This window comes from Mucilaginibacter sp. P1_D10 (genome assembly GCF_056406215.1).
On sequence record NZ_JBFUAP010000002.1, the window covers coordinates 36,896 to 52,216 of the forward strand.

The 15,321-nt window shown below is 46.7% G+C and carries 8 protein-coding genes; 7 read left to right on the plus strand and 1 reads right to left on the minus strand.

Annotated features, from left to right (window positions below; genetic code table 11):
* Positions 1 to 14 precede the first annotated feature (14 nt).
* Positions 15 to 2,774, minus strand: coding sequence for a substrate-binding domain-containing protein (locus AC1DYT_RS02735; protein ID WP_477468119.1), 2,760 nt, complete (start codon positions 2,772 to 2,774; stop codon positions 15 to 17).
* Positions 2,775 to 3,117: 343 nt separating this feature from the next.
* Between AC1DYT_RS02735 and AC1DYT_RS02740 the strand changes: the two genes are divergently transcribed.
* The 7 genes from AC1DYT_RS02740 to AC1DYT_RS02770 all read left to right on the plus strand — a co-directional run bounded on the left by AC1DYT_RS02740 (position 3,118) and on the right by AC1DYT_RS02770 (position 15,320).
* Entirely contained in the window at positions 3,118 to 4,443 is a 1,326-nt protein-coding gene (locus AC1DYT_RS02740) for a sugar porter family MFS transporter (protein ID WP_477468120.1), read from the plus strand.
* Positions 4,444 to 4,454: 11 nt separating this feature from the next.
* A complete protein-coding gene (locus AC1DYT_RS02745) occupies positions 4,455 to 5,402 on the plus strand; it encodes a carbohydrate kinase family protein (RefSeq protein ID WP_477468121.1) in 948 nt (315 codons plus the stop codon).
* A 158-nt stretch (positions 5,403 to 5,560) separates the two neighbouring features.
* The gene (locus AC1DYT_RS02750) at positions 5,561 to 8,638 is read left to right on the plus strand and encodes a SusC/RagA family TonB-linked outer membrane protein (RefSeq protein ID WP_477468122.1); all 3,078 of its coding nucleotides are present in this window, start codon (positions 5,561 to 5,563) and stop codon (positions 8,636 to 8,638) included.
* Positions 8,639 to 8,650: 12 nt separating this feature from the next.
* Complete coding sequence (locus AC1DYT_RS02755) at positions 8,651 to 10,351, plus strand: RagB/SusD family nutrient uptake outer membrane protein (RefSeq protein WP_477468123.1); 1,701 nt, start codon at positions 8,651 to 8,653, stop codon at positions 10,349 to 10,351.
* Positions 10,352 to 10,373: 22 nt separating this feature from the next.
* Positions 10,374 to 11,756 carry a DUF4960 domain-containing protein gene (locus AC1DYT_RS02760; RefSeq protein WP_477468124.1) on the plus strand — a complete coding sequence of 461 codons (1,383 nt, stop codon included), beginning with the start codon at positions 10,374 to 10,376 and terminating at the stop codon, positions 11,754 to 11,756.
* 35 nt (positions 11,757 to 11,791) lie between these two features.
* Positions 11,792 to 13,354, plus strand: coding sequence for a glycoside hydrolase domain-containing protein (locus AC1DYT_RS02765; protein ID WP_477468125.1), 1,563 nt, complete (start codon positions 11,792 to 11,794; stop codon positions 13,352 to 13,354).
* Between the two features lie 10 nt (positions 13,355 to 13,364).
* Positions 13,365 to 15,320: a glycoside hydrolase family 32 protein gene (locus tag AC1DYT_RS02770; RefSeq protein ID WP_477468126.1), complete on the plus strand. Its 1,956-nt coding sequence runs from the start codon at positions 13,365 to 13,367 to the stop codon at positions 15,318 to 15,320.
* Position 15,321 lies beyond the last annotated feature (1 nt).

Below are 15,321 nucleotides of genomic sequence, written 5' to 3' on the forward strand. Positions count from 1 at the left end.
TTAGAGGTGTTAAATTATGCCTGCTGTTTTTTAAACTCGCTTGGCGTGCAATTGTATTTGGCTTTAAATACCGTTGAGAAGTAATTAGGGCTGGAAAAACCCACCATATAGGTGATTTCGGATATGGAATAGCCCTCGTTTATGAGCAGGTATTTGGCTTTTTTAAGGCGGCGGTTCAAAATATAATCGGTAATGCTGCAGCCGAGGAGTGCTTTCACTTTTCTATAAAGCTGTACACGCGAAATACCCAGCGTTTTACAAATGTCGTCAACGTTCAAGTTTTCGTTGCCGAGGTTTTGCTCTACAATGCCCGAGAAATCATTTAGGAATCTCTTGTCGAGCGTTTTAGAAACCGGCATGGTGCCATGGCTTACATCGCTTGTAAAATGTTCCTTTAAGATAACCCTGTTGCGGATCAGGTTTTTAATTGTGGCCAGCAGATGGTCGTAGTTGAAAGGTTTCGTCATATACGCATCAGCCATGCTTTTTATGCCATCTATTTGTTGCTCCACACTTACCTGCGCAGTAAGCAGTATAATTGGAATGTGCGAAGTACGCATATCGGTTTTTAGCATTTCGGCGATGGCTTTGCCTGATATCCCGGGCATCACTACGTCTGAAATAATCAGGTCGGGTACATTTTGAAATGCCTCGTTGAGCCCTAAAGTGCCATTATCAGCCATAAATATCTCATACTCGCTGCCCAGTTTTTCGCCCAGGTAGTGCAGAAGGTCAATATTATCTTCTATAATCAATACCGAATGTTCTTTGGGCGAACTAAGCGCTTCGTTGTTGGTTATAACAGGCAACTCATCAAAATCGGCGGTGTACACCTTAGCGCGTTCCTCAACGGAAATTGCATTAGGCTTGCTTTTCTGCACGGCGACATCGCTATGTTTATTATCTGCAGGAAGGGTTATAGTGAACGTAGTGCCTTGCCATTTTTTGCTGTTAACGGTAATAGTGCCAAAATGCAGGGCAATAATTTGTTTAACCAACGCCAGCCCCAGGCCCGATCCTTTTGCCATGCCATTATCCGCCTGGTAAAACTGCTCAAATACATGCTCTGCCTCATTAGCTTCCATGCCTATACCATTATCCTGCACAGCGATCTCTATAGTATCGTCGTTACGCGATAAGATGAGCTGGATACGGCCGTTTTCATTGGTGAATTTAAGCGCGTTTGATATAAGGTTGAAAAAGACCTTATCCAGCAGGTTAACATCATACCAGGCCATCATAACCGGCTCTTTGGTAAGCAGGCTTAGGCTAATGTTGCGCTTTTTGGCATTATGCTGAAAGCTATCCAGTATATCCCGGGCAAATTCTACCAGGTTGTTGCGCGATACGCTAATCTGCTGTTTATCGTATTCAATTTTGCGGTAATCTATCAGTTGGTTAACCAGGCGTAACAGCCTAAATACGTTTTTTTGAATGAGCGATAGGTTTTTGCCAGCTGGGGTATTCAGTTTCTCGTTCCGCATCATATCTTCCACCGGCGATAAGATAAGCGTTAACGGCGTGCGGAACTCATGCGATATATTAGTAAAAAAATTTAGTTTAGCTTCGGTTGCAGCCTCGGCACGCGCCGACATATCTATCAACTGGTTCCTTTGTAATAAGATCTCGTTATTTTTTGCTTCGAGGCTTTTGTTGATCTTGCGGTTTTCGGTGAGGGAATAAAAGGCCAATCCTCCAAAAACGATGGCAAGCACCAATGTTATTACAATGATGTTGAGCACCAATTGCTGGTTGTTGTAGATCTCGCGCTGCTCGGCAAGCAGGGCCTGTTGCCGCTCAATATCTTTTTGCTGAGTGCTGATTTTGCCCCATTGCAGTTTCATCAGTTGCACGTTAGTAGAATCTATCACCAGCGATTGCAGGATAGTTTCCCGGCTGAAGGGTTCTTTATTCAGGATCCTGAAGGCTGTCATAATAGCCTCTTTTCCGCCCGTAGGGTAAACCACACTGGCATTAAGTATCCCTGTCGATACCATCTGCAGGCCACCGCCGGTACCCGGCAGGGCATCAATGCCCAATACTTTTACGTTTTTGCTGAGTTGAAGCCTGTTCAGCACCTCGCGTGAGCCAAGAGCCATCACATCGTTATGGGCAAAAAGGGCATCAGCATCTTTAAGTTCCGGCTGTATTTGCATCAGTTGCCGCTCAGCATTTTCTTTTAGCCAGTCGCCATAAACCTGTTTGGTAATGTGGATATCCTTATATTGGCTAATGGCATCGTAAAATCCGCGCTGGCGTTCAATAGCTGGGGAGGAGCCGGGCAGCCCCATTACTTCTATCACATTGCCTTTGCCTTTTAATATGGTGCGCATGTATTCGCCGGCCAGTTTACCCACCTGGTAATTATCGGCACCTACATAAGCGGTGTACTGTGCCGATGCTGTTTTACGATCTATAACAATAACCGGGATGCCTTTATTATAGGCCTGCTCTACTATACCGGTAAGCGGCTGCGCTTCGTTGGGCGATATCACCAGCAGGTCTATACCATCGTTCAGCATGGCTTTTACCTGCTCCACCTGTTTTTTGCTGCTGCCTTCGGCATCGGCATATATAAAGTTGGCGCCCGGATGCAGGGAAAGCTCCATTTTCATTTCATCCAGCATATTACGCCGCCACAGGTCGGATCCAATACATTGCGAAAAACCAATGGTGTACTGCGAGGCCTTATCGGTGTTTTTACAGCCGGATAATGCCAAAAAGCTTAATACCGATAATAATATTGCAATACGCAGTTTGCTTATAAAAGCCATAAGCCGTTTTTTATCTTCAGATGAAATGTATGGTACAACAGGTTTGCGCACGTTTTGCGCAATTGGTTAATCAAAAGTATAAATAAATTATTTTACAATGCAAACAGCCGGTTCCGGGCATCTTCAAATTTGCATCAAACATGTATCAAAACTGTAGATAGCGTGTAACATAACCAAAGGTTAAAGAAATCAATGTTGGAACTTGTGATTTTATTCCGCTGAATATCAGCTAATTATAGTTGCGTGAATATTTAAACGTTTTTGAACTAAAACCGATAACGGCCACCCGGCATATCGCCCTACTTTGCGATAGTTAAAACCAATAACACCTTTAGTAAATTTTATGAGAAAACATTCCGTCCTGGCCTGGTCCATGGTGGTAGCCCTTGGTGGCTTCCTGTTTGGGTTTGATACTGCAGTAATATCAGGCGCAGAAAAATCTATCCAACAATTCTGGCACCTTTCCGTGGTAGAACATGGCCTTACTATTTCCATCGCGCTTATAGGTACTGTAATAGGCTCTTTATTTGGCGCGCGCCCTTCAGATATTTTCGGCCGTAAAAATACGCTATACTTTGTAGCGGCTGCATACCTGCTATCATCAATAGGCACCGGGCTGGCCAATAACTGGTACATTTTTTTAGTGTTCAGGTTTTTGGGCGGGCTTGGTGTTGGCGTATCATCGGTAACCGCGCCTATTTATATATCAGAAGTTTCCCCGGCCGATCGCCGCGGCCGTTTGGTAGGCCTGTTCCAGTTCAACGTAGTGCTCGGTATCTTGATATCGTACCTATCTAACTACCTTATCAGCCAGGGCGGCGAAAGTTCGTGGCGATGGATGCTGGGTGTACAGGCTTTCCCGTCCTTACTGTTTTTAATACTCATTCGCTTTATCCCCGAAAGCCCGCGCTGGCTTATCCTTAAAAAAGGCGAAGTAGCAAAAGCACTGGAAATATTGCGTGTGATAAACCCGCTTAATTGCGACGAGGAGCTCGTTACAATAAAAAATTCAAGCCTTAATGATACCGGCAAAACCGCCAGCCTATTCTCCGGCCAATACAAAACGCCGGTGATATTGGCCGTTCTGTTCGCTTTTTTTAACCAGGTATCGGGTATCAACGCCATCATTTATTACGCTCCGCGCATATTTGAAATGGCCGGCTTAGGAGCTCACTCCTCGCTTTTATCTACAGTTGGGCTTGGGCTTATCAACTTCATATTTACGTTGCTGGCTATTAATATTATTGATAAGGTAGGCCGGCGCGTGCTGATGCTTATCGGTTCGGTAGGGCTCATCGCCTCGTTATTTTTGGTGGCATTTACTTTTTACTCAGGCTCTTTCAACGGCTTTGCCATCCCGCTTTATATGATGGTGTTCATCGCGTTCTTCGCCTTTTCGCAGGGCGCGGTTATCTGGGTATTTATATCAGAGATCTTCCCTAATGAGATGCGGGCGAAGGGGCAAACGCTGGGCAGCTCTACCCATTGGGTAATGGCGGCGCTTATTGCCTTTTGCTTCCCGTATCTGGCCGAGAAACTGGGCGGCGCAACCACTTTTTTCTTCTTCGGTAGCATGATGGTACTGCAATTAATTTTCGTTTGGCGTATGATGCCCGAAACCAAGGGCAAATCGCTGGAGCAGATAGGCTCTAATTTGATAATGCATTAATACAGTAGATAATGAGAAATTCAAACACATCGGTAGTTTGTTTTGGTGAGGTGCTATGGGATGTTTTACCAACCGGCCGCATCCCTGGCGGTGCCCCCATGAATGTGGCCTACCATCTGCATAAGCTGGGTATCAACAGCCAGATAATCAGCAGCATTGGTGACGATGTGGCCGGCACCAACCTTGTAGCGTTCTTACAAACCGTTGGCTTGCCTGCAGACTACATACAGATAAGTCAGCAATATGCTACCAGCGAGGTATTGGCCAGCATAAACGATCATAACGAAGTGTCGTATGAGATAGTTTACCCTGTTGCCTGGGATAAAATAACCTGGCAGCGGCAATTGGCGGACATGGTGAGCAAGGCCGATGCCTTTGTATTCGGTAGTTTAAGCTCGCGGGACAGTGTCAGTCGCCAAACATTGCTGAGGTTGCTTGATGTTGCCAAATATCGCGTTTTTGATGTAAACCTACGTGCGCCACATTACACTGTAGATCTGGTAACCGATTTGCTCAAACGCGCCGATATGGTGAAGCTAAACACCAGCGAATTGTTGCAAATAGCTCAATGGTACAATGCCGGTTGCCAAACCGAAGCTGATTGCATTGAAGTATTGTTCCGCGAATTTGAAGTACAGGAAATATTGATAACTAAAGGAGGCACCGGCGCCAGTTATTATACGCCGACTTACCGGTACGATTATCCTGCCTACAAAATAAGCGTTGCAGATACCATCGGCAGCGGCGATGCCTTCCTTGCCGCGTTTTTGGCTATGAAGCTTACCGATGAACCGGTAGAGGTGGCGCTTGATTACGCCGTAGCAATGGGAGCCTTCATTACCTCGCAATCGGGAGCATGTCCTGAATATTCGAGGTACGACCTTAGCAGGTTTATCTGGAAGAAAAAACTCTTTAGCCAGAACCCCAACTACCAAAATCATAAATCAATAGTCAGTTAATTGGCTGATACACAGATATAAACCAATTATACAAACCAAAACCCTAAAAGCCATGAAGAAACCGTTTACTTTTTCGCCCTGACCAGGCTACTCTTACCAGAAATTATAAACCGGGCACAAGCCCCACTAAATGTTTAAGTATTAACTTTTTAAAGGAAATGAAATTGAAATATTTTCTACTCATCCTTTCTTTGTCCTTTGTTTTCCAGATAACGAGGGCACAGAATAAAACCATAACGGGTAAAGTAACCGATGCCAAAGGCGAGTTACTCCCCGGCGTGAGCATAAAACTCAAAGGTGGTAACGTTGCCACCGCAGCCAATGTAAACGGCCAATACAGCATCGCTGTAACAGGCGATAACCCGGTGCTGATATTCTCTTACCTCGGCTTCGTAACGCAAGAGATAGTTGTAGGCAACCGCAATGCAATTGATGTTGCAATGCAAACAAACACCCGCGATTTAAATGAAGTAGTAGTTACGGGCTATCAAAGCGAACGTAAAAAAGATCTCACCGGCTCTGTAGCGGTGGTTGATGTAGACGAGCTTAAGAAGCAAACCGTAGCCAACCCGATGAAAGCTTTGCAGGGGCAGGTGCCGGGTGTTTACATTACGGGTAATGGCGCACCTAGTTCGCCAACCACAATTCGCATCCGTGGTATAGGAACGCTGAACAATAACGATCCATTGTACATTATTGATGGAGTGCCTACTAAGGCTGCTTTGCACGAATTAAACTCAGAAGACATCGAATCGATGCAGATACTGAAGGACGCAGCGTCTGCTAGTGTGTATGGTTCGCGAGCGGCCAATGGCGTTATCATTATTACCACCAAGCATGGTAAATTGGGAGGTACACAGGTAAGCGCAAGCTCTTATGGTTCGGTATCAACCTATGTAAATAAATTGAAAATGCTGGATGCCGAAGGCTACGGAAAGGTGCTTTGGCAAGCCTATGTAAACAACGGTTTCGACCCGAACAGCAACGGGCTGCACTATAACTTCGATTGGAATGTAGACCCATCTACCAACCAGCCAGTGCTGAACAAGGTGTACGTATCCGAATACCTCAATAGCGCGCAAACCATTAAAGCGGCGAATACCAACTGGTTTAACGAGATATCGCAATTGGGTGTTATTCAAAACCACGAACTGCAATTATCCAACGGCACAGAAAACGGGCGTTACCTGTTATCGTTAGGCTATTATGATAATAAAGGCATCGTTAAAACAACCGGTTTCAGCAGGATATCGGCAAGGCTGAATTCTGATTATAAATTGCTTAAGGGTGCTGTAACCATTGGGCAAAACTTAAGCATCACCAAAACCCACGAAGTTTCGGCAGATATTATTAACTCTGCTTTGCAGGCCTTGCCCATTATTCCTGTGCATACGGTTGATGGTAAAGGCTGGGGCGGTCCGGTGGAAGGTATGAACGACCGCCAAAATCCCGTGCGTGTATTGGAAGATAATCAGCAAAACGGTTATGACTACCTGCGCCTGTTTGGTAACTTTTTTGCCGAAGCTAAATTATATAAAGGCTTAACCTTCCGCTCAAACTTCGGCATCGACTACGGCGATTACACTGCCCGTAACTGGCAAAAAAAATACGTAAGCGGCTACCTGGAAAACGATGTAAATAAGGTGATAAACACCCAAACCCACAACGTAAAGACCACCTGGACAAACTCACTTAATTACAAGTTGGAAACCGGCAAGCACCGCCTGGATGTATTTGCGGGTACGGAGTACTATGTGGATAAAACCACCTCCTTCATGGCATCCCGCGAGGGCTTCGTGCTGGAAGACCCGAACTACCTTTATTTGGATGCCGGTACCGGTATAAAAGATAACAGCGGCTATGGAGCCAAAAACGTATTGCTCTCCTATATCGGCAAGGCAAACTATTCTTTCCTGGACAGGTACCTGGTATCTGCCACGGTGCGCTATGACGGCTCCTCACGCTTTGGCGCAAATAATAAGTTTGGTACATTCCCGGCGTTTTCAGCGGGTTGGCGGCTTAGCGAAGAACCTTTCTTCAAAAAAGCCACCTCTTTGTTCGACGATCTGAAGCTCCGCGCAAGCTGGGGTAAAACCGGCAACCAGGAAATCAATAACAACGCCATCTACAATATTTACCTATCCAGCTATAATATTACCGCTTACGATATCAATGGCAACAAAAGCGGTGTGCTGCCATCAGGCTATTATCTTGCGCAAAATGCAAACCCTAACCTGAAATGGGAAGCTACGCAGATGACAGACGTTGGCCTGGATTTTTCGATGTTCAACCAAAAACTTTACGGTAGCGCAAGTTACTACATCAAAAACACCTCAGATATTCTGTTGCTGCCGCCATACATTGCTGTGCTGGGCGAGGGTGGCAATACCTACGTAAACGGCGCATCTATGCAGAACAAAGGCTTCGAGCTTTCGTTGGGACATAGGAGTACTATCGGTAATGACCTGAGGATCGAACTGGTGGGCAATATCGATATCGTCCGCAATAAAGTTACCAAGCTGCCATCATCGGTAGTAAATGCTTACGGAGGCGACGGCAAAACCCAGAATATATTGGGCCGTACCTATGGCTCGTTCTTTGGCTATATTGCCGATGGTTTATTCCAAAACCAGGCAGAAGTTAACAACCATGCCACGCAAAACGGTGCTGCCCCCGGCCGTATCCGTTACCTCGACCGCAATAACGATGGCGTGATTAACGATGACGACCGCACCTGGATAGGCAACCCGTTGCCAAAATTTACATATGGCTTTAACGCCAACCTGGCTTATAAGAACTTTGATGTATCGTTCCTGCTGCAGGGCGTAGGTTCTGTTGATGTGCGTAACGATGCTAAATACTACACCGATTTTTGGAGCGCGGTGGAATCATCGTCTAACAAAGGCGCACGGCTGCTGAATGCCTGGTCGCCAACAAACACCAGTTCAACCATCCCGGCCATCGCGCTTACAGATAATAATTTCGAGGCAAGGTTCTCTACTTACTTCGTAGAGAATGGCTCTTACCTTAAATTAAGGAACGCGCAAATTGGCTACACGTTTGGCAAAAACATCTTATCTAAAATTAAGCTGAAATCGCTGCGGTTCTATGTAGGTGGCGATAACCTGGCCATCCTTTGGAAATCAAAATCATTCACCGGACTCGATCCCGAAAGCCCCGGCTTTGGCTACCCAAATCCAACGGTTGTAACCGCCGGCATCAATATCAAACTTTAAAATATACCGATCATGAAAAAGTATATATACACAACATTATTAGCGGCGCTTATTATAACAGGCTCGTGCAAAAAGGCTTTAGATGTTGGCCCTAAAGGTTCGCTAAATGAGGAGCAGGTGGCCACGCCGGAGCAGGCAGAAGGCTTTGTAATTGCCGCTTACTCGCAATTAGGAAACGATGAAATAAACCGTGCATTCAGCATGTATCAGTATGGTAACATCCGTGCTGATGATGCCTATAAAGGCGGTGGCGGCATAAACGACGGCGATGTTTTCCACTCCATGGAAACGTTTGTAAACTCGCGCCCCGATCAATGGAACTACGATGGTATCTGGTTTAATATCTATATCGGTATCCGCAGGGCAAATGAAGGCTTAAGGGTGATGAATAAATTCACCGAGGCAGAAATCCCCCTGCTGAATACCCGCAAAGCCGAACTTCGTTTTTTGCGTGGTTACTGGTACCTGATGCTGGAGAACCTGTTTAAAAATATTCCCTACATAGACGAGACGCTACCGGCAGATGAATACAAAAACAAAAAGAATAATGAGTTTACCCGCGACCAGATCCTGGAGAAAATTGCGCTCGACTTCAAGTTCGCCTCAGAAAACCTCCCGGCCTTGCAGCCACAGGTAGGCCGGGCCAATAAATATGCGGCTTATGCTTTCCTGGCGAAAACAAGGCTGTTCCAGGCGTATAAGCAGGATGAACACCACGCCGTAACAGGTATTGATGCAACCCACCTGCAGGAGGTTATAGATGCTGCCGATAAGGTACTGGCATCGAGCTATAAATTACAGCCCGATTTTGCCAATAATTTTTTACCGGGCAGTACCGAGAATGGTTCAGAATCCATTATGTCGGTGCAATTCTCCACAGATGATGGCGCCGGCCGTGGTCGTGTAAATTATGGTGATATGCTTACCGTGCCGCAGGGGATTGGCTGCTGCGATTTCCAAAAGCCATCGCAGACATTGATGAATGCATTCCGCACCACCACAGAGGGTGTGCCGCTTTTAGATAATTTCAATCAGCAAAACGTAGATTTCTCTGTAAATACGGTCGACCCGAGGGTAGATCATACCATCTCGCGCCCCGGTGCGCCATGGAAATACGAGCCAACCCGCCTGGTTACTGCCGGCTGGAGCCGCAACGTACCTATCTATGGTACTTATAATTCTATGAAAGAAAACGTATCGCCCGATTGCGATTGCTTCATCAATATAGCGCCGTTTTATGGCAACACCAAAACCCGTATCATGATCAGGCTGGCAGATGTGATGCTGTTCAAAGCCGAAGCCTTGATAGAGTTGGGCAGGCAGGCCGAGGCGTTGCCACTCATCAACGAGATTCGCACCCGTGCCGGTAACAGTACCGCCCGGCTGAAAATGGAGAACGGAACTTTTACATCAAAATACAATGTAAAACCCTACAACCCTGGTGTAAACATTATTTGGGATCAGGCCAACGCGAGAAAGGCCCTGCGCTTTGAGCGCCGCTTGGAGATGGCGCTGGAAGGCGAACGTTTCTTCGACCTGATAAGGTGGGGGATAGCCGACCAGGTGATCAACGCCTATTTTGATACGGAAAAACCTGTGCGCAATATTTTCCAGGGGGCGCATTTTACAAAGGGCCGCGATGAGTACCTGCCTATCCCGCAAAATCAGATCTTCTTTAGCGAGGGGCTGTACGTTCAAAACCCGGGTTATTAACTCCTATAAATCATCAATAAAAATGACAAGATATATTAATTCATTAAAAGCATTCTTAGTTATCCTGGGGCTGGCATTGTGTACCACCGGATGTAACAAGGAAAAAAAATCGGCGTTTAATGTCGACGCCGACGTGCAGCTTAAATCGTTCGCGATAAATAACGTGCAGGGCGAGATAAACAACAGCACCGGGCAAATAACGGTTAACCTGCCTTTTGGTACTGATGTTGCATCGCTTACGCCAACTATGCAGATTCCGGATGGAGCCGTTACATCGCCTGCATCTGGCAAAGCCCTTAATTTTACCGGCAACGTTACCTACCACATAACCAGTGGCAACCTCTACCGCGATTATACCGTGGTGGTAAAGATAACGCCGCCTATAAGCGGGTTCAGTATTAATGGCGTAAACGGGACTATAGATCAGGAGGGCAAGAACATTTCGGTGATACTGCCCGATGGCACCAACCTCAGCAGCCTGACACCCACGCTCACCCTGCCCGCAGGCATTACCGCATCTCCGGCATCGGGCGTGGCGCAGGATTTTACCAAACCCGTGGCTTACACCTTAACCATAGGTGGCGTAAGCGCGGTTTATAACGTAAACGTCATCAGTAATTCTATCAGCGAATACGCGTTCCTTGGGCTTGCAGGCTCAAGAGCGGCCATTACTAACCCGGATGAAAAAGCGGCGGCCGACTGGTTCTTTACAAACTACCCAACTGCCGATTATATTTCTTTCCAAAGCATTGAAGGCGGCCGCAGCCTGGCCAACTACAAAGTTATCTGGTGGCATTTTGATTCATCGCAGGATCTGCCTGCCGCCGCGCTTACGCCGGCAGTTATTACCGCCTTAAAGGCTTACCGTGCCAACGGCGGCGGATTAATGCTTACCACATTTGCTGCCCGCTATGTAGAGGCGTTGGGCGTTGTGCCTGCAGGCAAAGGCCCTAATAACGTATTCGGCGACTTTTTGCCCGCCGGTTTTATAGAAGGCTCAAATAACTGGGGCATTTCATTTAGAACCCGCGAAAGCCACCCGATATTTCAGGGTGTGGACACTTACGAGCCGGGGAAAATGTGGTTGCTGCAAAGTGGCACTTTCCGCCTTAACCATACTGCCTGGTGGTATGTAAACGAATGGGGCGGTTATGGCAACGGCGCAGGCTGGCGCGAACAAACCGGCGGCATCAATCTCGCATCAGAAAACTGGGACGATAATTTAGATGGCCGCGTAGGCATCGCCGAATGGCAAAACGCTGCTGGTAAGCCTAACGTAGTGATTATAGCGTTTGGTGCCTACGATTGGTATTCTGAGCCACAGGGCGGCGCAAGCACAAATAACCTGTACCTCACCAATATTAAAAAGGTCACCAAAAACGCTATCGATTACTTGCACCAATAAGTGTCAACAGAATTTAAACGATAAACAAAATCAACATGGTTTTTAAAAAATATATTGCGGCGGGTACTTTACTGATAGCCTTGGCGGCTTTCGGTTGCAAAAAAGACACGGTAACCAGCACCACATTTACCCCGGTTGCCGATGCCAGGTTCAACATTTACCCCAAGCCTACTAATAATACCGCCACGGGCAGCACCACGGGTTGGGTAGGCGATGTGATGCCTTACTACGTAAACGGGCAATTCGAGATATTTTATCTGCACGATGCGCCCGACCAGGTAAAGCAGAGCAGTGCCGGCCAACACGCCATCCATAAATTCACATCAAAAGATTTGCTCAATTTCTCTGACGGTGGCGAGGCGATACCTTACGGTAACGTAAACACCCAAGACCATTTTATTGGTACCGGATCTATGATAAAGGCCGGCGATACTTATTATTACTATTATACCGGCTTTAACAGTAGCCCCAACTGGCTTACCAATAACAATCCGGGCTTTATAGGCGCTAACACCCGAGAGGCTATTATGTACGCCACCAGCAAGGACCTGAAAACCTGGACCAAAAACAACAGTTATGTGCTAAAAGCATCCGAAGGATACTCTGGTACTGATTTTAGGGACCCGTATGTGTTTTACAACGACGAGTTTTCTGAATACTGGATGCTGGTGAGTACCCAGCAGGCAGGTAAAGGGATAATTTTGGTTTATAAATCTTCAGACCCGGCTGCCAATAAATGGACTATCCGTGGCCCGCTGAACGTGCAGGGTGATTACCTGATGCTGGAATGTTCTGATATACTGAAAGTAGATGGCAAATATTACATGCTTTTTGCCGAAGACTGGAGCAGCTCGCCGGGCACTCATTACCGGGTAGCGGCATCAACCGCCGGCCCCTGGGTGAAACCAGCGGATGGCCAGGATATGTTTGACGGCCACCAGTTTTATGCCGGCCGTGCTGCAACAGATGGGACAAACTGGTACACTTTAGGCTGGGCGCATCGCCGCAGCCCGGAGAACGACAACGGTACACGAACCTGGGGCGGCAACTTAATTTCGCATCAGTTTTTTAAGCTGGGCAGCGATAAGCTGGGCGTAAAAAGTCCTGCGGCAGTAAGCGCTTATTTTACTAAAGAAGCCGAGCCGGTAACCAGCGGCAACGCAGGTACTGTTAACCATACTGGGGCCGCCTATACCTTAAACGGCGGTACAAACCTGGCGCTTTATAAGTTTGCAGGGCTGGATAGCACTGCGAAAATTACCGGCAGCTTTACCATCAGCAATCTAACAGGCACTGCGTCTATAGGCTTTAATACGCAAACCAATAATGCCAGCACCTATGTTATAAAAATGGAGCCAGCCAACCACCGGATCGCAGCCTATAATAACGGCACCGAGGTTACGCGCGTGCCTTTCAATTTTGAAACAGGCAAAACGTACACTTTTAGTTTAGTGTTGGACAATTCGGTGGCTGTGTTATACCTGAACGACCAGGTTGCCTTAACCAACCGCGTATACGGTATGCCGGGGAAACCATGGAGCCTATCTGCCGATATGCTGCAACTTGATGTAAATAATCTGAAAGTGCTTAAACATTAATATCAGAATTATGAACAAGAGGGGTGGTGCTTTCCTGATTATTTTATTGTCTGTAATAGCAGTAAGTGCCTATGCGCAAACCGTAGGGTATGCAGAAAAGTATCGCCCTCTTTATCATTTTAGCCCGGAGAAAGGTTGGATAGGCGACCCTGACGGATTGGTTTTAAACGATGGCACCTATCATCTTTTTTGGTGGGGGCATGCTACATCGAAAGATCTGGTACACTGGCAGGAACAACCCAAACCCATGAAAGGCGACGATGGCAAGTTTTCCTACTTCAGCGGATCGGTAGCGGTAGATAAAAATAACACCTCCGGCTTTGGCAAAAATAGTATGGTAGCCGTTTTTACCAGACACCTGCGGGGCGATACACTACCCGAAACACAGGCGATATCCATAAGTAATGATAACGGCACTACCTTCAACTACTATGACAAAAACCCTGTGCTGGATATAAAGAGGATTTTCTTTCGCGATCCGCAGGTGTTTTGGTACAAACCGGGAAAGATTTGGAAGATGGTAGTAACCTTGCCCAACATCCAGCAAATCCATATCTATGAATCGACCGACCTGAAAAACTGGAAATTCCGTAGCGGCTTTAACGGCCTGGGCGCAAAAAACTCGTTTTGGGAATGCCCCGACTTGTATGAGCTGCCGGTAACCGGGACCGGCATTAAGAAATGGGTATTGATGATTGGCCGCGGCCCAAACAAGGTTCAGTATTTTGTCGGCGATTTCGACGGTAACACGTTCGTGCCAGACGAGGCAACAGCTAACTACCTTAAAACCGGTGCAGGGATACCGGGCGAGCTTTATGATGGTTTTGAAAAAGGTATCACCACAAGATGGGCGCAGGGAAATGCGGGCTTTACAGTCTCTTTCGGGGACGCGAGCGTCTCCGATTACTTGGGGTCTCATTATTTGGGAACCCCGTCGACGGGTTCTTCCGTGGGTAAAATCGCCTCTAAACCATTCACCATACGGCACACCGCCATCAATTTCTTAATTGCGGGTGGCAACAAGGCTAATACAAGCATCAATCTTGTCATTGATGGAAAAGTAGAGCGCTCGGCCACGGGCGACAATACTAAAGTGTTTAAATGGAACGGCTGGGATGTGCATGACCTTATTGGCAAAAAGGCACATTTGGAAATTGTAGATAATAATGCCGATACAAGCAATGCATTCATCGCCATCGACCATATCATGTTCTCAAACCAATTGATGGATCAGCATTTAGAGCATGCCTTATGGCTGGACTATGGCCCCGACCACTACGCCACACGCACATGGCGCAATTATGATACCAGCCGGAATCAGCGCGATTCGGTATTTGCCATAGGTTGGATGGGGAACTGGGAATATGCCAATAAAGTGCCTACAGCATGGGGTAAAGGTTTCGAATCGTTGCCGAGGTTGTTGGCATTAAAGCAGACTAGTGCAGGTTACCGCATTATTCAGCAACAGATACCGCAATTGAAGGAGTTAAGGGGCAAAACAGTAACAGTAAACAATTTGAAAGTAAAGGGAACACAAAGCCTAAGCGTTTTTAAACCATCCAAAAACACTTACGAAATTCTGGCCAATTTTAAGCCCACAGGCAAAGCAGTATTCGGCTTTAATTTTTTGGTGGGAGAAGAGCGCAAGCTGGTTTTATCGTACGACCCGCTTACGTCATCGCTTGTTTTAGATCGTACAAACTGTACGGATTTTATTAGCGATACAACTTTTAACCACTTATTCGCCAAAAAGATAATAGCACCGGTCGGCTTGCAAAACGGCAAGCTGCAGTTGCACATTTTTATAGATCAGTCATCGATAGAAGTACTTACCAACGATGGCGAAGTTGTTTTAAGCGCCGTCACTTTTCCTTCAGAAAAGCAAGTGGGTATAGAGTTGTTTTCGGGCGGGGCCGAAACACAATTCAACCTGAAGGCCTGGGAGCTAAAATCGATATGGAATTAAT

Coding starts and splice junctions, on each gene's coding strand:
- AC1DYT_RS02760 (WP_477468124.1), top strand. CDS start 10,374: ATGACAAGATATATTAATTCATTAAAAGCATTCTTAGTTATCCTGGGG.
- AC1DYT_RS02745 (WP_477468121.1), top strand. CDS start 4,455: ATGAGAAATTCAAACACATCGGTAGTTTGTTTTGGTGAGGTGCTATGG.
- AC1DYT_RS02765 (WP_477468125.1), top strand. CDS start 11,792: ATGGTTTTTAAAAAATATATTGCGGCGGGTACTTTACTGATAGCCTTG.
- AC1DYT_RS02735 (WP_477468119.1), bottom strand. CDS start 2,774: ATGGCTTTTATAAGCAAACTGCGTATTGCAATATTATTATCGGTATTA.
- AC1DYT_RS02740 (WP_477468120.1), top strand. CDS start 3,118: ATGAGAAAACATTCCGTCCTGGCCTGGTCCATGGTGGTAGCCCTTGGT.
- AC1DYT_RS02770 (WP_477468126.1), top strand. CDS start 13,365: ATGAACAAGAGGGGTGGTGCTTTCCTGATTATTTTATTGTCTGTAATA.
- AC1DYT_RS02755 (WP_477468123.1), top strand. CDS start 8,651: ATGAAAAAGTATATATACACAACATTATTAGCGGCGCTTATTATAACA.
- AC1DYT_RS02750 (WP_477468122.1), top strand. CDS start 5,561: ATGAAATTGAAATATTTTCTACTCATCCTTTCTTTGTCCTTTGTTTTC.